The organism is Paenibacillus senegalimassiliensis (genome assembly GCF_001486585.1).
Classification (GTDB): Bacteria; Bacillota; Bacilli; order Paenibacillales; family Paenibacillaceae; genus Fontibacillus; species Fontibacillus senegalimassiliensis.
Genome location: NZ_LN909046.1, coordinates 1,637,660 through 1,655,855 on the forward strand (window position 1 = coordinate 1,637,660; position 18,196 = coordinate 1,655,855).

At 42.3% G+C, this 18,196-nt stretch carries 21 protein-coding genes; 1 reads left to right on the forward strand and 20 read right to left on the reverse strand.

What is annotated here, in order from left to right; genetic code table 11:
- Window positions 1-42: 42 nt before the first annotated feature.
- The 19 genes from BN3279_RS21675 to BN3279_RS21765 all read right to left on the reverse strand — a co-directional run bounded on the left by BN3279_RS21675 (window position 43) and on the right by BN3279_RS21765 (window position 13,825).
- Window positions 43-810, reverse strand: coding sequence for a MerR family transcriptional regulator (locus tag BN3279_RS21675; RefSeq protein ID WP_059053890.1), 768 nt, complete (start codon window positions 808-810; stop codon window positions 43-45).
- Complete coding sequence (locus tag BN3279_RS21680) at window positions 785-1,711, reverse strand: DUF2268 domain-containing putative Zn-dependent protease (protein ID WP_059053892.1); 927 nt, start codon at window positions 1,709-1,711, stop codon at window positions 785-787. Before BN3279_RS21680 ends, BN3279_RS21675 begins: the two co-directional genes overlap by 26 nt.
- A gap of 135 nt (window positions 1,712-1,846) precedes the next feature.
- Window positions 1,847-2,101, reverse strand: coding sequence for a hypothetical protein (locus BN3279_RS24315; protein ID WP_222860896.1), 255 nt, complete (start codon window positions 2,099-2,101; stop codon window positions 1,847-1,849).
- Window positions 2,102-2,178: 77 nt separating this feature from the next.
- Window positions 2,179-2,643, reverse strand: coding sequence for a hypothetical protein (locus BN3279_RS21685; protein ID WP_059053893.1), 465 nt, complete (start codon window positions 2,641-2,643; stop codon window positions 2,179-2,181).
- A gap of 40 nt (window positions 2,644-2,683) precedes the next feature.
- Window positions 2,684-3,229 (reverse strand): DNA topology modulation protein, encoded by a 546-nt coding sequence (locus BN3279_RS21690; RefSeq protein ID WP_059053895.1) that lies wholly within the window; start codon window positions 3,227-3,229, stop codon window positions 2,684-2,686.
- A gap of 29 nt (window positions 3,230-3,258) precedes the next feature.
- Entirely contained in the window at window positions 3,259-3,930 is a 672-nt protein-coding gene (locus BN3279_RS21695; RefSeq protein ID WP_059053896.1) for an HAD family hydrolase, read from the reverse strand.
- A 10-nt stretch (window positions 3,931-3,940) separates the two neighbouring features.
- Window positions 3,941-4,522, reverse strand: coding sequence for a histidine phosphatase family protein (locus BN3279_RS21700; protein WP_059054636.1), 582 nt, complete (start codon window positions 4,520-4,522; stop codon window positions 3,941-3,943).
- 30 nt (window positions 4,523-4,552) lie between these two features.
- A complete protein-coding gene (locus BN3279_RS21705; RefSeq protein ID WP_059053898.1) occupies window positions 4,553-5,002 on the reverse strand; it encodes a DUF1569 domain-containing protein in 450 nt (149 codons plus the stop codon).
- Window positions 5,003-5,020: 18 nt separating this feature from the next.
- Entirely contained in the window at window positions 5,021-5,623 is a 603-nt protein-coding gene (locus BN3279_RS21710; protein ID WP_059053900.1) for a class I SAM-dependent methyltransferase, read from the reverse strand.
- Window positions 5,624-5,694: 71 nt separating this feature from the next.
- Window positions 5,695-6,201, reverse strand: coding sequence for an AAA family ATPase (locus tag BN3279_RS21715; protein ID WP_059053903.1), 507 nt, complete (start codon window positions 6,199-6,201; stop codon window positions 5,695-5,697).
- Window positions 6,202-6,256: 55 nt separating this feature from the next.
- Window positions 6,257-6,748 (reverse strand): AAA family ATPase, encoded by a 492-nt coding sequence (locus BN3279_RS21720; protein WP_059053904.1) that lies wholly within the window; start codon window positions 6,746-6,748, stop codon window positions 6,257-6,259.
- A gap of 244 nt (window positions 6,749-6,992) precedes the next feature.
- Window positions 6,993-7,529 (reverse strand): P-loop nucleotide/nucleoside kinase family protein, encoded by a 537-nt coding sequence (locus tag BN3279_RS21725; RefSeq protein WP_059053906.1) that lies wholly within the window; start codon window positions 7,527-7,529, stop codon window positions 6,993-6,995.
- 48 nt (window positions 7,530-7,577) lie between these two features.
- Entirely contained in the window at window positions 7,578-8,126 is a 549-nt protein-coding gene (locus BN3279_RS21730) for an NUDIX domain-containing protein (protein WP_316245767.1), read from the reverse strand.
- Window positions 8,127-8,345: 219 nt separating this feature from the next.
- The gene (locus BN3279_RS21735) at window positions 8,346-8,879 is read right to left on the reverse strand and encodes a DinB family protein (RefSeq protein ID WP_082673169.1); all 534 of its coding nucleotides are present in this window, start codon (window positions 8,877-8,879) and stop codon (window positions 8,346-8,348) included.
- Window positions 8,880-9,555: 676 nt separating this feature from the next.
- A complete protein-coding gene (locus BN3279_RS21745) occupies window positions 9,556-9,819 on the reverse strand; it encodes a helix-turn-helix domain-containing protein (protein WP_059053909.1) in 264 nt (87 codons plus the stop codon).
- Window positions 9,820-9,852: 33 nt separating this feature from the next.
- Window positions 9,853-10,884, reverse strand: coding sequence for a hypothetical protein (locus BN3279_RS21750; protein WP_059053911.1), 1,032 nt, complete (start codon window positions 10,882-10,884; stop codon window positions 9,853-9,855).
- Between the two features lie 506 nt (window positions 10,885-11,390).
- A complete protein-coding gene (locus BN3279_RS21755; RefSeq protein WP_059053913.1) occupies window positions 11,391-11,876 on the reverse strand; it encodes a nitroreductase family protein in 486 nt (161 codons plus the stop codon).
- Window positions 11,877-11,962: 86 nt separating this feature from the next.
- Window positions 11,963-12,817: an aldo/keto reductase gene (locus tag BN3279_RS21760; protein ID WP_059053914.1), complete on the reverse strand. Its 855-nt coding sequence runs from the start codon at window positions 12,815-12,817 to the stop codon at window positions 11,963-11,965.
- 45 nt (window positions 12,818-12,862) lie between these two features.
- Complete coding sequence (locus BN3279_RS21765; RefSeq protein WP_059054642.1) at window positions 12,863-13,825, reverse strand: aldo/keto reductase; 963 nt, start codon at window positions 13,823-13,825, stop codon at window positions 12,863-12,865.
- 164 nt (window positions 13,826-13,989) lie between these two features.
- On the opposite strand from BN3279_RS21765, the gene BN3279_RS21770 reads away from it, so the two are divergent.
- Entirely contained in the window at window positions 13,990-14,907 is a 918-nt protein-coding gene (locus BN3279_RS21770; RefSeq protein WP_059053916.1) for an AraC family transcriptional regulator, read from the forward strand.
- A 116-nt stretch (window positions 14,908-15,023) separates the two neighbouring features.
- Here BN3279_RS21770 and BN3279_RS21775 read toward each other — a convergent pair whose 3' ends face one another.
- Window positions 15,024-17,750, reverse strand: a complete 2,727-nt coding sequence (locus tag BN3279_RS21775) for an adenosylcobalamin-dependent ribonucleoside-diphosphate reductase (protein WP_059053918.1) — start codon at window positions 17,748-17,750, stop codon at window positions 15,024-15,026.
- Between the last annotated feature and the right edge of the window lie 446 nt (window positions 17,751-18,196).

The window sequence follows — 18,196 nt, forward strand, 5'->3', positions numbered from 1 at the left end:
GCTCCCTCCCTTACTGCTCTCCAGTGATCCACTATCCAGCACTCATTTTGCTATTTGATCAACATGATACCTAATCGCACTCGAAATAAAATCGGCCAAATCTTGATTACTATATTGATTGATATAATTTTTGAATCGTCCATCGTATTTGTAGGTGTCGGCCAGACAACCGAGCAACTCTGCATCCAGGGTCATGAATTTCCCCACATAATTTCGCCATTCGACTATTAATTTCTGTACTTGGAGAGACTCTGGAGACTGGTCCACGCAAGCAGCCAGCTTTCTGAACACATTCTCCATACCTTGTTCAAATTCCGCAAACAGCTTCTCTTTCTCACTGGCAGGGACTTGATTCAGCTTCTCTTGGAAGCTTTTATAGGCCTCGGTTTCTGCATAGACGAGACTGGCTTCCCTAGCATATTGTTCCTGTAAAGGCAAAACCGATGAATGGTTAAAGACACCGAGATTGTAGATGTCCTTTCCAGATACATAATCCTCCAATGCCAGCATTATAGTCTCTAGTCGTTGCTTCCTCGACAGCAATGTCTTGCTATGACTTTTTAATATCTTTTTTTGTTCCTGCTTGGTCAGCTTTAGGATCTCTCCAATTTCTTTTAAAGAGAAATCCATTTCCTTTAAAAACAAAATGGTTTGTAGCCTTTCCAAGCTACTCCGGTCGTAATGGCGGTATCCATTCTCCGCTAAATAAGTCGGCTTGAACAGGTCGATTTTATCATAATAGTGCAAGGTTCTAGCTGTAATGCCTGTGATGCTCACAATATCCTTAACCGTTAAGAAGGGTGTCTTCATCCCAAAAATCCTTTACTTCATTTAGTATGTTATCCGCCGGCGTAATCGTTGCCTCAAAAATCGTTTTTCCCGTTTTCCTTAAATAGTGACGTATCAAATAATAACCGCAAGCATAACCCGCACAGTAGGGCATATGGGCAGGTTCAAAATTTTGTAGCTTGGCGATTTCATCTCCGTATAGATAAGGAGTGATTTTATCAAACCCCGTTACCTGTAATTGTTCCTTAAGCACCGGCTTAATATGCTGATTCAACGTACTCTCAGATGTTCGGGCTACCCAAGGCCCCAGAAGCTCTTGCCCATACATAAATGTAGCGTAATTCTCCGCCAGCCCCTCACTTACAATCAATTCGCCCAGCGTAACGGTAGGGTCCCAATCAATAAATTGATATCGAACATTATGGTTGCATTCATGCGCCAAAGCAGCTTTGACTCTAGGCAATGTGTATTCGTTAGGCACCAGTGTACACAAGATGTAACCGGGAATACCACCGTCTCCACTATACCCCTCACTTAACATCAAGGAACGACTTGCGGGATTGCCTAACTGTATAGTGAACAAATACTCAGATACCGGGAGTTTGATTCCATGTTCGATAAAAGAAAAAACACTTTTCCTAACCGCATCATGACAGTTGGCCCAAAATACCTCTGAAGATATCAATTCTATCTCGGATTCAATTTGACTTGTGATCTGATCAGGAGATCGATTCATCATGTTATTTAGCATCAAGACATCAAATCCGGTAGGCTCATCGGCCTTAAAAGGAATCTGCTGAATATCCCATTTCCGCATAAAGGGAGCCAACATTTCACTTCTGAACAGCTCAACCTTTTCCTCCAGGGGAGCCTCTGCTACTTTTCGATAAATATAGTCTGAACGCAATGCCTTGATATTCATATCCTCACCTCATCTTTGATTTAATGAGAATTATGCAGTATGACGTTGCGTCATAGTCAAGGCTCTTTACAAATCTGTTAATTTACTGAGAGTACAAGAGTAAGCTAACAATACTTTCAAATCTTTTAACTTGTCTTAAGATTTAAAACATTTTTGACATTTTCTCATATTAGGAAAGTGATTCATTGCTTGGTTTAAATCTTCCGTAAAAAAATATGCTCCATTTTTCTGAGCGTTTTCCAATACTTTTTGAGTAAAATTATGTTCAGCAACGTAATTACATACCACATGATGTACACAATTTCCTGTATATTTATCAGTTATAGTAACATAACCATGACCCCTTGCTTTAATTAATTTAAAATTAGAAAGGGATATTATTCTACTCATTTTTCACCCCATACATTCGACTAAATAATATTAATATTCGACCAAGTGGTGATTCGAGTTTTTCTATTATTTTCTTCTTAGAAATTCTCCATCGCTTTAAATCCACCTCCCTTAAAAAATTCATTTTCTTGGTTGACCTCGTTAATAAAGCCTTCAATTTTTATATTAGGTTCATTTATGTCGATATGAATATTACTTTCGTACATCTCCCTCGGAGCGAATACAGAAAGTAAGACCTCTTCTTTTGGTTTAATGTTCAACTTATTATTTTCCGCTTCAATCTTAAACTCATTGCTTCGCGTTCCAGTAGACGTCTTGATTGGGTAACTTAGAAACACATTATTTTGCTTAATTATTTGATCAGAATTATTTTTTAAAATTAACGTATACGTTATTCCTCTGTGATCTTCCTTCCGCTCAACTATTTCTAATTGCACATGATCAACAACATCCGAAAGATTAAAAGTATCATTACCACAACTTACGAGAAATAAGAATACAAATAAAAAAATAAATGACAGTGGGCTCCAATATCTTTTCATGATATTCCTCCAACCTAAAGACTTCTCGCCTAATATAGTGTTACAAATCACTTTCAAGTTCTTCAAAATACCGCAACCCTTGACTCTTTATTTCATTAAGCATCCGCTTTGCTTCCTTAGGTCGCTTAATTATGATTACTTTTGTGTCCTTGCGATATTTCGTCAGTCTGTTCAGAACATTCGCACTTTTGTCTCTTCTAAAAGTCCAAACATATTTTATAAATGGCCAATCAATCGACTCCGGGCAACCTTCATTAAGATCAGGTCTCGTCTTTCCATGATATTGTATTCGGCGCTTGAATACTCTATATATCGTAATCCATGGTGATAAATCAAAGTAAATAATGACATTGGCAGCGCGAGCTCTAATATCCATGGTGCTACCATAATGTCCGTCTATAATCCATTCTTCTTTCATGACTAATTGCTCGTTGAATTGAATCCACTCTTCTTTGGGAGTCTCCACCCACCCGGGCTTCCAATAATAAGCATCGAGATGATAAACAGGCAATCCCAGTTCTTGTCCAAGTTTTCGTGCGTATGTGGATTTTCCGGAGCCACTTGAACCAATAATCATGATTCTCATTGAACAATCCTTTCCGGTTCCCCTGAAATCTAATTATTCAGAATCACTTTAAGCTCATTTAAATTTGAAATAATGTAGTCTGGTTCAACTGCTTGTGTCCAGGGTTCATTTGCACGATTAAGCCAGCAAGCAACAATTCCTTCTCTCTTCGCCCCTAATACATCCGAGATGGTGTCGCCAATATGTATGATCCTGCTAGATGTCACCCCATAATGGGAAATGACCTCCTTGAACATTTGATTTGAGCTATCGTTCTTATAGGATTTATATACCTCTGAGGCAAATAAATGAATGCCGTATTGTTCATAAAAAACAGGCAACATAGCTATATCGGTATCGCTGACAATACAAACCTGATATTGATTACTAATGAGGTTCAAAAAGGCTTCCGTCTCCTCGTAACAAATGGCCGACTGATGCTCACGGATCAGAATATTAGTGGCTTGAATAGGACTAAAATTGATTTGATTAGCATGAAATACTTTTTCGAAGCAAAGCTCATAAATATGTCTGGTTAGCACAAAGTTCCCTGCTGCACGTTCTCTTTGGGCAACCTCATAATAATGTTCTATTAATTGCTGGTGATAAAAATCTATATTATCCTTGGTCCCTAAAATTTGATACCACATCTTCTCTGTAGACAACTGCAAATCTACTAATGTTAGAAACATATCTAAACTGATAACATCATAATTTTTCATTTATATCTCCCTATTCATTCTGTGTAGCTATTAAATGGGTAGTACAGTTATATAATTGACAATCCCAGCGATTTTCATTTCTATTCAAAATAGTTAAGGATGCATTTTCCAATGGCTCTTCCATAATAACGTGAGGTATAAGCTTCTTTAAAGTCAGCCCGATAACGGCTCCGTGACTTACGATCAACACTTTTTTGTCAGCATGTCTTTCAGAAATTTCGGTAAGGCAATTTACCGCCCTTGAGATTATTTCATCAGTAGATTCTATCCCGAGATCTAGCTTAGACCAGCCGTATCCCCACTTGCTAACCCGCTCCTGTTCAGTTGTTCCCTCAATAAGTCCACAGTTCATTTCTCTTAATCGTTGGTCCGTTTTCACCTCGAGATTTTTGCTCATTCCTATAATTCTGGCTGTCTCCAATGCTCTTGATAAATCACTGGAATAAATACAATCCCATTCCTCACCCTTCACCCTTTTAGCTAGTGACTCTGCTTGCCTTCGTCCATCTTCATTTAATGGGATATCCGTGTGCCCCTGTGCTCTGTATTCATAATTCCAATCGGTTAACCCGTGCCTTATCAGTCCGATCATGATCTTAATCTCAACTCTCATTTATATTTTCTAAACACCAAACTGCTTCAAATGATGGTCCAAATGCTTGTAGATCCCCTTCCCCCACTCGTCGGCAGTAAGTTTACCGAAAAAGGGATGCAGTTGTGCATTACATTTCTCCGAGCCCTCGCTTTGAAATGTTGTGATCTTTTGCTTCAGATTTTCTTTCTCTAGCTCGAACTCTCTTGAATCTGTAATCATAATGCTTGACATGGTAGACATATTTTGTGGAAGGGGCTTGTCATTATAGAATAGAGGTTTAACAAACCTCCCTATGAATATCCCTAACCAGCTTCTTGGTTCATGGGCATTTCCTAAGGCAACCTCTTGAAAAGCTGAGCAATGAGCCAGCATCTGCGCGGCGTTCATCTTCCCCCATAGCGGCTGTGAGTCTGATTGCAATTGATCAATCCGATCTAGAACCTCTTTAGTTGAGCTGGCATCGAAAATACTTTTCATCAAAGCACCCCTCCATGATTATGTCCTTTTAATTCCTTGAATACGAATCCACTTTTTTGCTGGGTTTTCATCGATCTTTACATCTGAAAAGCCTGTCTTAAGCAATAACTGCTCCATGTCTTCCTTGGTCTGATAAGATTTCATATGATAATTAATCTTGTATAAATCGGCTGTGATTAAGAGGCACCCTTCTACCTTAAGCACTCGGAAGATTTCTTTCAGACTGTTCTCCATGTCTGGCCAGAAATAATGGGTCTGAAATGCAGTGATCATATCAAAAGTATGGTCTGAAAAGGGAATATCGGTCACAGAAGCCTGTTGAATATGTACCTTTCCCTCTGCTATATCCGCTTTGTTCGCTCGGATAGAATCTTTGACAGCCTGCTCAGAATAATCAATACCGTATATTCTCGCCTGTGGGTTCCATATGGATAATAATTGTATCGTTCTTCCGCCTCCACAACCTACGTCCAGCATAACCGAATCTTCTCTGATCTTTACCTTTTCCCACGCCCATACATTCATCTGGGTATGAGAGGTATTCATGATACTCAACATGAGCGACCCAATAAATCCACGGGGATGCTTCGCCTGTCCTATTAGCTTTTTTAATAAACTCAACCTATTTCACCTTCCTCACCTATTCTAGCTCAATATTGAAGAAACGCCCCAGCCCTAGATAAACTTTTATCTTAGACTAAAGCATCGGTTGTGAATTCCAATATTTGTTTATTATGGGTTACTATTATTCGCTTCCCTGCGTATTGTTCTGTTATTTCCATAATATCGCTTAAATTCTCTTTATTGAACGTTCTATTCCATACAAATAGCATTTGATATAAATTCTTATAGGTTTGTTTGTAGTTCCATTGTTCCAATCCTAGTCGAGTACGAATAAATCTTTTGATAACCCTATAGTCCCTTTGGAATTTATTTGGGCAAATAACATAAATCATATCAGCATATTCAAAACTCTCCTGCCCCCATTTATGATGTACCCCCTCAATGATCCATGATTCTTTATGTATAATTTCATTTAATTTGGAATCTCTAATTTCAGTAGGGTACTTTTGATAAGGTTTGCTCCTGTCCCATACCAAATTATCAAGTTCATAATGTGTAACTCCATATTTTTTCGACAACTCCCTAGCAATATAGGATTTACCACTGCCACAGGGTCCAATGATACGAATTTTTATAAGGCATTCCTCCTTACAATTTACAGCCTGTACTTGCTAAACTTGAAGAAATGCATTACGAATATATCTGTTCCATAATTTCCATTATTGTCTCATCTACATTCATTTTCGTTGTATCTATTTTGTATGTCTCCATCTCTTCATATAATCTCTGTCTATAGCAACTCGTTTCGATTTGATCATCTGTTCTATGATCGAGTAACATCCGCTCTCTTAAAGCTTCCGCAGAGCAAGTTAATGTTATTGGGGTTAATCTAAACTCAAAATCTGAAATACTGTTCAGCAGCCTCTGCATTATTTCTTCTCTATGAAGTACCCAATTGAATATGATATAGTCAAAAGTCGAATTACTTAAATAATTACGAAGTAGATAAACAATATTACTTTCAACCATCTTTTTGTTCTCTTCTGTAATTACCCATGGATTCATCATCCAACACCAATCCCCATCGAGCCAAACTGACCTCTCTAGTGATTGATACAGTTTTTTACTTACAGTTGTCTTACCAATTCCCGCCGGGCCATTGATTATAATTAATTGCTTCAATAAATTCACCTTCTTTTAAATTCCGTATAACCCAAGGATGATTTTGAAGTTCTTTGTGCTTTTAGTCTGAATTTTTATTCCACGTGTTGCCAATTTCGACCTCAATATATTTATTCAAAAAAACCTCTCCTAAAAATTTCTATACACTAGTGTAACTTCTTTGAGTGGCCTTGGAGCTAATTATCCAGCTATTTTAGCCAAAATTTCCCTTCTCATCGTAAACTCTACCCCGCTAGTTTTTTCATTATTTCTTGGCTTCAACAATCATTTCTCCTTCTCCCGAAGGTACTTCAAACCCTTTAAGATATGAAGACAATATTTCTTCTGTTATGGTAAATGCAGCATTAGCATCAAATCGTTGGCTACGAATGCGGAGTCGTTCCCGTAAATCATTAGGATGGACTTTCAAGTAAAGAAGTCTCCATTCCCCTCCGCCTTCTTCAATCAGCTTCTTATAATCATTCCGTCTCTTTCGCTGCCAGAAGCTAAAATCAATAACCACATTGCGCTTTTTATTCAGAAGATTTACAAGCTCATTACGCAGCTTTAGTTCGGCTTCAACTTTAAGTTGCTCATACATTTCTATGGGATAATCAATGCCATAGCGACCCTTCGTAGCCCAAATTTCTTCATCAATAGACAGGCGAATAAAACCTCTCTGTTCCAATAGTTGAGCATAGGTTGTTTTACCCGAACCCGCCACACCACACATCATGACTACTAAAGGAACAGAAGTATCTGCTTGATAGATAACATGTTCTATTTGAGGATAATCAACCATCAGAATTGTCCTCCCACCCTTGAAACACTTAGCCTCTTTATTCCAACATCAAGTTCTTAATATTGTAATCACATTATTTTTCAAATCTTCAAATAGTGGTCTCTGTACTATATTTATTTCTTCAATATTTATTGCTTCAAGGAGTTTGAATTCAAGTCTTAAAGATTCATAGTTTTCATCGCGATAAATCAGTAGACTATCCTCGTTGACCCTTCCTTCAATATCTACTTCTGCATTAAATATAAACATTACAAAAATAACCTCATTACCATCCGGATACCTGTATTTCATGCGCGGACCACTATATACAGCATATAAATCATATTGCTTTATTTCTAATCCTGTTTCTTCATACACTTCACGAATCATGGTTTCTTCAACGGATTCTCCTGCATTCATCCCTCCACCAGGAAGTCCCCAATCACCATAATCTGATCTTTTCTGTAGCAATATTCTACCTTGACGATCTCTTATGATAGCTCCACCAGTTACTATAATTCTCATCCTAAATTTCCTCACTGATTGCAAATTGATTATTTTTTCGTTAAAAACGGTTTTAAAACCTTTGAGCAGGTTCATTTTTTGAACTGTAGCCAAGAAATAATGAACCAACCACTACAAATCTTTCTTCATTTGTAATGACATTTTACCTGTATCTTCTTCCGAATAGCTTAGCATCCAAAGATCGGTAAGCACTCATTAATTCGTCCGAGCCACCATCACCCACTAAAATTGCTTCGGATGGCTTAACGTCTAAGCGCTTACAAGTTAGGTCAGTTCTTCTCCAACCTCTTACATCCTCTTCTGTACAGTTACTTATTTTATTATGTTCAGTCTGTTTCTGATCAGTCTAATTTGACCTCTATGATTGAGTTCATCCTCGAAAACATGGAACCACATAAAATAGTAATTCGCCTTTTGCTCATACCAAAAATCCTCTTCTACATATAACCATTCATCATTAACAGACCTGAATAATTCGAGCGTTTTATTTCTTACTTGATCCAATTGATGGATGTAGTAATCCAAGTCATGACCTTTGATTTGTTCCTGTCCTACTTTGCCAAGTTCAAGTGCAGGGCCCCAGATTAATAATTCCTCATCATTTAAATCTCGCTTTTCAAATGTAGATACCTGATACGCATATTCAACTGCCGCAAAGTGCGATAATAAAGCACCTATAGAATTACTCTGGGAATCTAGCAAAAAATCGAGTTCAGCTTGCGTTAAGTCCTTTACTGCTTCTAGCGTTGTAAATCTTGCATAATTCATCATAGATATCAATCTAGCAATTTGAGGGGTATAGCCGGGGATGTCAGTTATCAGCAAAAGATTTTGCATAGTCAGCATAGGTTCTACCTCCAGGTTTCTGGTTCATTTCTAAAAATAGACGGTTATTCCACTGTTACCGCACTATTTTTCCTTTTATTAATAATATTATGGGCAATCAAAAAGAAAATGAGATTATAAATTAAGCTGTACGATAATGTAAATAGCCATATTACAAAATCCCAAGGGAAGATAACTAGACCACCAAAGTTGGTCATTGTAGAATGAAAAGCATAAAAGACAACTCCAAGCCCGATAAGCATCTGTCCTATCATCCAAATTATAAAAAAGTTCGATCTCCGTTCTCCTCGGCAAAAAAACACTATATTCAATATTCCAATGACATAATAACCAATAATCCATGTCAATATAGATCCTAATGAAAGTACTCCAGACTTTTTTGCCCCAGCTATAACTATGTACCGATCTAAATAGTGAATGGTGAAGATTAATAACAGTGGAAGCAAGATATACACACTCATAAACACAAGAAACCTAGGAAGATATCTCAATCAAAATCCCTCCCTCCGCAGTTCGCATAATCTTCCATAACAGTATATTAGACACGGTAGAAGCTAATCCTTTTTACAAAATACATTATAAAAAAAATAAGAGACCCCTGATCTATCAGGAATCTCCATTGCTCTTGCTTCACGTTATCTATCATCGCTCTTCTACCACAGTTTTCTAACCTGCTCTACACCTCTAACCCCAAGGCCTTCTTGACCTCCGGAATGGACAGACCGTCACTGCGAAGCTGCTTGATTAGGGCTATGCGCTTGACGGTGGATTCGCGGCGGTAACGGCGCGTCAGGTTCTCTTCGGCCTGCTCGAAGGGCAGCATTCCTTCTTCCGTATAAAACTTTAAGGTACTGTAACGGGTAGTCGTTAGCCTTACCAATTCACCGATCGTTACGAACTCCGAGGATTCAATGGCTTCCATGGAACGTTGTCTGGACATAAAAGTCTATCTCCTTTAGCTTAACCTTCACAATTAAAGTGGACGCTTAGGAAGTAGCCGTACCCCTTGAATCGGCACGCGCATTGTTACCAGATGCGGAACTGCTTCATAGATCAAGTTATCGATTTTAATCGTGGGGCTCTCCCCCTCTCGTAATACAGTAAAGGCATGCCCTTGAGACTCTAGTCGCTGCTTTACCGCATCCAGACGATCTTGAGAATTAGCAAACCATGCCTCTGTTTCAATAAATACCGCCTGGGATCGCTCCAGCAGTGGGAACAAGAACAACATACCTCTACCAACTGTCGTTTGTACGAAGGCTTTTTTCCATTGCAGAAAATGCTTCACCGTCATCCCCCACCCTTGCCCAATCCGTATCCAAAAGAGGTTATGCGCCAGGGGACTCGATACATCCAACTCGTTGATCCTTTGTGCTACTTGGTCCAACTCCTGATATGAGAACAGATCAGGCAGACACCCGCTTTCGCGCAGCAACCACAATAGACAGATGGCTTCATCGCTCACCGGACCGTCTTCCAATACTTCCGCACGTAGTCCTTCAGCCATACGCGTGTATTCAGGCAACTTGCTTCGGTACTCCTTTACCTCCACGCCTGAGGACTCAAAGAACATATCGCACCCCAGCAAATGTGGAATTTCCTCCATCGCTCCTAGATCCATGAGCGAGCGAGTCATAACCTCCTCCAAGTGCATGAGCTTTCGTTGAGACAAGGAAGAGGCCCGCTTTAACCACCAGCGTAGTTGACCATGACGTCCCGGATTCCCACCTCGCAGCCAGCTTATTACCGAAGCCTGATAGGCTTCTTCCCCCGTCTCACTCGAACTATAGTCGCTGCGCCCTGAACCAGGCAGATAAGAATCTAGTTCAAGTTCATCTTCTCCTTGATCAGCAGCAGCCCGGAGTTTCCCTTCCAGATAACATTCCAACACCACCGCCGCAGCCAACGAGCGAAGCGCTATCTGCTTCACCGCCGTCCTATGACTGCTTCTCTGTGCATTTAGAGCAATCATTGAGAAACCTTGGGCCAGCGTAAATTCTGTCATTACCAATCTCCCCCATCTTCATGTCATGGAGTGACCTGACCTTCCCAGGTGCAAGGAAATGAAATGTGTATCACTATTATAGGTTGTTCAAAAAGTCACCTTCCCAGAACGAAGTTGTTCAAGGAGTGAACTCGACATCGAATCTTGAATTCACCCGGGCCTTCCGTTGCTCACGTACCCACTACGTACGCTCCGCTACTCAGTCCCTAGCTTCATCCAACCTTCTTGGTCCTGTAAACCCGACTTTTTGAACACGCACTATTATGAAAGTGGGTCACTCGTCCATAAAAATCTTTTACCCAACTTATTGCTTACTACTTATCACTTACTACTTACTATATATGCTTTTCCCTCTAAATGTCAACCAACAGAGCAAAAAACGGTGACCCCAACCCAGCTCTCAGAAGAAATACTTCTAGTTAGAAGCTTTTCTACCGCAGATACCAATGTTACGAGTCACCGTTTTAGTCCTCAACCTAGCTCAAATCTCCATCTATCCAGCATTTTTAAGGCAAGCTTGTGATTTTATCCTCTATCGGAGTTCTTGGCTTCAGGGCTGGAATCTCGGCCGGATAACCAATGCCAAATACCCCAATCACGTCCTCAGACTCCGCTGCACCCAGGATTTCACGATTATGAGCTGCTGCTCCCAACGAGGACCAGAAGGTGCCTACGCCAGCCTCTTGCGCAGCGAGCATAAAGTTCTGCATGAAGCAAGCGGTCGCCATAACATTCTCATCGCGCTCCAAAGTAGTCGCTCCAGACTTGGACAAGATAGCTATAACCACAGGTGCACCACCAAAGTCTGTCTTATGCTTGAGGAGTCCTCTGGTCTCAGGCCCCACGATTAACACCCGCCAAGGTTCCGTCATCCGGTGGTTCGGTGCATAACTCGCCGCTGTCAGCCAGGATTGCACATGCTGCTCACTAATGGCATCAGGCTTGAAAGCCTTAATATTTCTACGTCCCATAATTGCATCAAGTACCGACATCACTATCTCTCCTCTCTATAATTGCAAGCTCTTTGTCTAGTGGACATCTCCATCATATTACAAAATGTGTTTTGCTAACAGCAACATTAATCAGCGGGGATGAATTTCCCCAGATTTTGCTCTTGTTCGGCAAGGGTCATATTAAAGAAACGAACACCTTTATCAAGCGTACGGATTAGTGCCATTTCCTTGTCAGTCAGTCCAAAATCAAAGATGCTTATATTTTCTTTGAGGTGTTGTGGGTTAGTGGATTTCGGGAATACAATAATGCCCTCCTGCATATGCCAGCGTAGAATAACCTGCACATTGGTCTTTCCGTATTTCTGTGCCAGTTCGGTAAATATTGGCTCATTCAGTAATTCGTTATCTCCGTGTCCTATAGGGTACCAGCTCTCTATGGCAGTACCATAAGGAGCAAGGCGCTGCTTCAGAGCATTCTGTTGATAGTAAGGATGGCACTCTACCTGTAGAACGGAGGGTTTAATGTTTGCTGCCTCCACTAATTCCTCCAGTCGCTCCGATTCAAAATTACTCAAGCCGATAGACTTCACTTTGCCTTGTACCACCGCACGTTCCATGTCCTTCCACGCTCCCGAATAATCGCCAAACTGCTGATGCAGCAAGAGCAGGTCGATGTAATCAGTGTCCAAACGGTCCAGCATTTTCTCTATAGCCACAGCGCTCTTACCTTCTCCATACTCGCTGGGCCACAGCTTGGAAGTAATCCAGATCTCATTACGAGGAATCCCGCTTTCCTTCACAGCCTCCCCAACACCACGCTCATTCTGATAGGCATGGGCGGTGTCAATATGCCGATAACCAAGATTCAGTGCTTCAAGGCAGGCCTGTTTAGTGGCTTCATCACCTGAAATTTGATATACACCAAGTCCGAATTGCGGGATATGGTTTCCGTCATTCAAAGTTACATAATTCTGTTTCATTGGTATTACTCTCCTGCAAACGTATTTTCATTTCTATACTAAACGCTAAATAGCACCCACAATCTTGTGCGGAACATACAATTCCTCCAGATAGGAGATATCACCTTCTTCCAGCTTTATTTGAAGCGCACCAACAGCATCATTAAAGTACTTTGCTTTGGTTGCACCAATAATAGGAGACGTCACTCCTTTGGCAAATTGCCATGCAAGCGAAATTTGCGTCATCGTGGCATTATATTTTTCTGCAAGCTCATTTACACGAAGCACAATGTTATAGTCTGTTTGTTGAGTGCTGTCATATTTGGATATAGCCGTTTTATCAGTTTTACTGCGCGCTGTATCTGTCGTCCATTCAAGACGGGAAAGTCTGCCTGCAGCAAGAGGACTGTAAGGAGTAAGCGATACATTTTGCTGTTTGCATATAGGAATCATCTCCCGCTCGTCCTCACGATAAAGCAGATTGTAGTGATTTTGCATAGACACAAAGGATGTCCAACCGTTCCTTTCAGCAGCGATTTGCATATTATTGAACTGGTATCCATACATGGCAGAAGCACCGAGAGCCCGTACCTTTCCTGCCTTAACAAGACTGTCAAGCGCCTCCATCGTTTCCTCTATCGGAGTGCTGTAATCAAAGCGGTGAATAATGTAAAGGTCAACATAATCAGTTCCCAGACGTTGCAGTGAACCGTCAATCTCCCGCAGTATGGCTTTTCTTGAGAGCTTCCCCTCATTAAAATGGACCTTTGTAGCGACTACGACCTGATCTCGAGCCACATGGTTTCGAATCGCACGTCCGAGATATTCCTCGCTGGTGCCATTTGAATAAATGTTAGCAGTGTCGAAAAAATTAATGCCTAAATCAAGAGCCTGTTTTATGAGAGCTTCGCTCTCTTCTGCGTTTAATGTCCAAGCATGCATGTGACTAGCCGCATCGCCAAAGCTCATACATCCCACACACAAACGAGAAACTTCAAGATCTGAATTTCCTAATTTGGTATATTCCATCATTCTAGTCCTCCTCTTTAAACATCTATTTCATTATGTAATATCTCTATCGAAAATTATTTCCCTGATAATCTCGAATCTTTGCCTAATTCTCTCAACAAGCTTAACTTTTAAGAAGTGAAAATGTATCATTAAATTAAAATGCAAGTAAATTGGAGGCTATTATGTCTGAGGAAATTCTGAAACTAACGGACGAGTTGGTCCAGCTTATTACGCATCATATAAGTAAAGACGGGGTATTTTCAACCGCTATCCCATCTTTGGCTTTAGTTCGAAGATCCCATGTTTCCGACCGTATTTTCAGAGTTTACAATCCCTCCTTATGTTTTATTGCCCAAGGTTTAAAAGAGGTGTTTCTGGGACAAGAACGTTATGAATACGGTCCTGCGGACTACCTAATCTCATCCATGCAGTTGCCCGTTGTCGGACAGATTATTACATCCTCTCCCGATGCCCCATTTTTAAGTATCAAGCTTAACTTTACAAAAGAGCAAATATTTGAGGTTTTAAATAGCTCTGAAATTCAACTTAACAAACAAGATGATGTTAGACGGGCATTGTTCGTCGGCCAAATTGAAATATCTATACTGGATTCGATTGTCCGATTAGTTCGTTTACTGGATACCCCTGATGACATTGCCTACCTCGCTCCTTTCTATACTAAAGAAATACTGTATAGAGTTTTGCAAGGGAAGTATGGTTCAGCACTGGCCAATATCGCATTAGAAGAAAGCAGCATATTTCAAATACGACAAGTGATTGAGCATATTATGAGTCATAGTAATGAATCTTTGCGTATTGAAAAACTTGCAGAAATAGCTAATATGAGCATCTCATCATTTTATCGGAATTTCAAAGAGGTGACGGCCATGAGCCCGATTCAGTTTCAAAAACAATTGCGTTTACAGGAAGCACGAAGCCTCTTAATATCCGAATCAGCGGATGCCTCTGATGTTGCTTTCCGTGTAGGTTATGAAAGTATATCCCAGTTCAGCCGTGAATACGCCCGTACATTTGGTTATCCTCCTAAAACAGATGTAAAGCGACTAAAAGAACTTTACGACCAAAGGACAAATATATAAATACCTAAAAGTAACACCTCTTAATTACCTCTTCATGAATAGCCGAGAGAGGTAATAAGAGGTGTGTTGTCAGCAACATAATACATAACAAAATTGGGCGTTTTTGATTAAACCACTCAAGAACAACGACTATACCCGCAATTGCTGCAGGTCTTGCAGCCCTCTACATTGATTAGCGAAGCAGTGCCGCAGGACGGACACAGGTCAAGTGAGGTTGTTGAAACCGTATGACTTTCTCCGGAATGGTGAATCTCCTGTTCAGCCCCTGCATGATCCCGGCCTATGTGATTATCCTGACTCGAAGAGCTACCCGGCGTCGCAATCGAAGTCGATTGCTGCCAACCCGTCGAGTTGGCAGCAGGCTCTTCGCGGGAAGCCAAAGTCGCTGCTATCGGAGCCGAATCATGCCCATCATGAGGGCCATGACCCACATGCATCTCCAGGGCCTTCGCTACGGCATCGGCAATGGATTCCACGCGATTGGCTCCAAAGCCAATGGCTCCCGTACCGCCAATGCCTTTGAGATGCTTGATCAGCAGCTCCACCTTCTCCCCATGGTCGCCATATCGTAGGAACAAGGAGCAGACCCGCCCTAGCGCTTCAGCCATGGCAAACACATCGGAGCCCGCTTTGCCGACATTAAGGAAGATTTCCCCCGGTGTGCCATTCAAATCATTGATCGTAATATAAGCCATCCCGAAGGGAGTATTCAATTTATACGTGGCTCCCTGCAACACTTGCGGCCGCCGCTTGTACTGATTGCTGGACGATCTGGACAACCCGGAAGGAGCAAAATTGCTGGGCAACAAGGAATCGCCAGCTTCCGGCTCCGCCTTGGCATCCGCTTGCTCTGTTGTTCCAACCTCGTTGGCTGATGGAAGCTCTACCTCTGCTTCTTTCGTTTCCTTCTTTTCCGTTTGCAATACTTGTACATCCCGACTGCCGTCGCGATAAATGGTCACACCCTTACAGCCCAAATCAAAGGCCAGCTCGTACAACCGTTTCGTCTCTTCCACAGTGAAGTCCGCTGGACAATTTGCCGTCTTGGAGATCGAGCTGTCCACCCAGCGCTGAATCGCTGCCTGCACGCGAATATGATCCTCGGCGGATAGACTCATGGCTGTAACATAATAGTCCGGCAGTTCCTCTCCAGGATGGGCGTCCATCCACTCCTGAGCGATCGGCACGAATTGCTCGTCAAAGCCAAGGCGGCTCTGGCGATAATATTTGAACGCGAAATACGGTTCAATGCCTGTTGAAGTACCCACCATCGTCCCCGTACTGCCGGTGGGCGCTTGAGTAATGATGGTAACGTTCCGAATGCCCTGCTTACGAATCGCCTCCCCAACCTCGGGGTATACCTCCGTCATCACCTTCATGAATCCACTTTGCAAATAAGGGTCAGCCTCAAATGCCGGGAAAGAACCTTTCTCTGCAGCGATGTCTGAAGAAGCCAGGTAAGCCTCCCGCGCGATAAAACCATACAGCTTATCCAGAAATTCAAGTGATTCCGGGCTACCGTAACGGATATTCAGCTTGATCATCAATTCGGCCAGTCCCATCGTACCTAGGCCAATACGTCGTTCATGCTTCTGATTTTTTTCATTTTCCTCAAAATGATAAGGCGTCTTATTGATTACATTGTCCAGGAAGCGGACTGAATAACGGGTTGTCGTCGCCAAGTCTTCCCAATCCACATCGTGGTTCGCCTCGTCATAGAACCGGGATAAATTCATGGCCGACAGATTGCAGACACCCCAACCTGGCAAGCCCTGCTCCCCGCACGGATTCGTACAAATAATCGGGTTAAAGTACCAGCTATTAGACATCTGATTGTAATACTCCATAAATACAACGCCCGGCTCCGCCGACTTCCAGGCCGATTCGATGATCGTATGCCAAATCTCCCGTGCCTTGACCGTGCGGTAGTGGTTCACCCGTCGGCCCGCGGCTTTCCACTTGTCGAGATCACCGTCCCAGACGTCATTGTAATCTTCATCGGTTGTGTCTGGGAAGACCAGTTCCCAATCCAGATCTTCCTTCACGGCTTTCATAAACGCATTGCTCACGCAGACCGATAAATTCGCATTCGTCACCTGTCCCATCGTCTGCTTGACCGTGATAAAGTCCAGCACATCCGGATGCCAGTCGTTGATCATCAGCATTAACGCCCCACGGCGACTGCCGCCCTGCTCAATTAGCCCTGTCGTATAGCTGAACAGACCTCCCCAGGATACGGCCCCGCTCGACGAACCGTTGACCCCCTTAACCACCGCCCGTCGCGGTCGCAAGGAACTCAGATTAATGCCAACGCCACCTCCGCGGGCCATAATTTCCGTCATTTCTGACAATGTCTCCATGATCCCGCCTCGGCTATCTTTGGGCGAAGGGATAACATAACAATTAAACAAGGTCAGTTCATCGCTGGCCCCCGCTCCGGCAGCAATCCGTCCGCCCGGAACAAGCTTCCAGTCATCCAGAATGTGCCGGAATTTGGTCTCCCACTCTTGCTGGAGTTCCGGTGTTGCTTCCACCGAGGCCATAGCCTTCGCCAGACGGTTCCACATTTCCTCCGGCGTCTTCTCTATATTCAGCGTCAGCTTCTCCACATCCGTCTCCACCAGTTCCCCGGTGCGCGTCCGAACCGTCGCCATACGTCCTTCCCGGGCAACAATTTCCCCAACCTCCTTCGTCGGGAATTTCGGATCGTCCTTCGTCAGCACAAGAACCACATCGCCCACCTTGGCATGACTGGGGTCTGGATTTTTCCACGCGTAACGATCCAGGAATATTTTCTCGCTTAAGCCTTCCAAGCGTTGTTTCGGCACAGGAACCTGATTCACGAACTAACAACCTCCCTGATTAAATTTCCGTACTTATAGCAATTAAGATCAGCTAGCAATTAAGATCATCATATGTAAAAAACACAATATATTGTGTGTAATAACTATTATACTACACTATATATTGTTGTCATTGGACAAACAAGCGGTTTTTTTGGCTTGTACCAGAATACACGCTGGCCTAGTAGCCATTTCCTCTCATTTTCTCAGATTTCGTTCTTTTCAAGCTACGCCTAGCTTCCCCTCGTCACCCTGCCTACATGCAAACAGACGAACATGCCGGCGATTTACGTCCAAGGTTATGAACCCCCTCTTTTTCGTCCATACTACACCTACACACAAGCTATAAATCTTGTTTCATTTTAAAAAGTTTAGGTGAATACGCACCATAAGGGAGGTTATCCATCTTGAATCCGCATCCCCCCAGCCCCAAGGGCAGCTCCGCA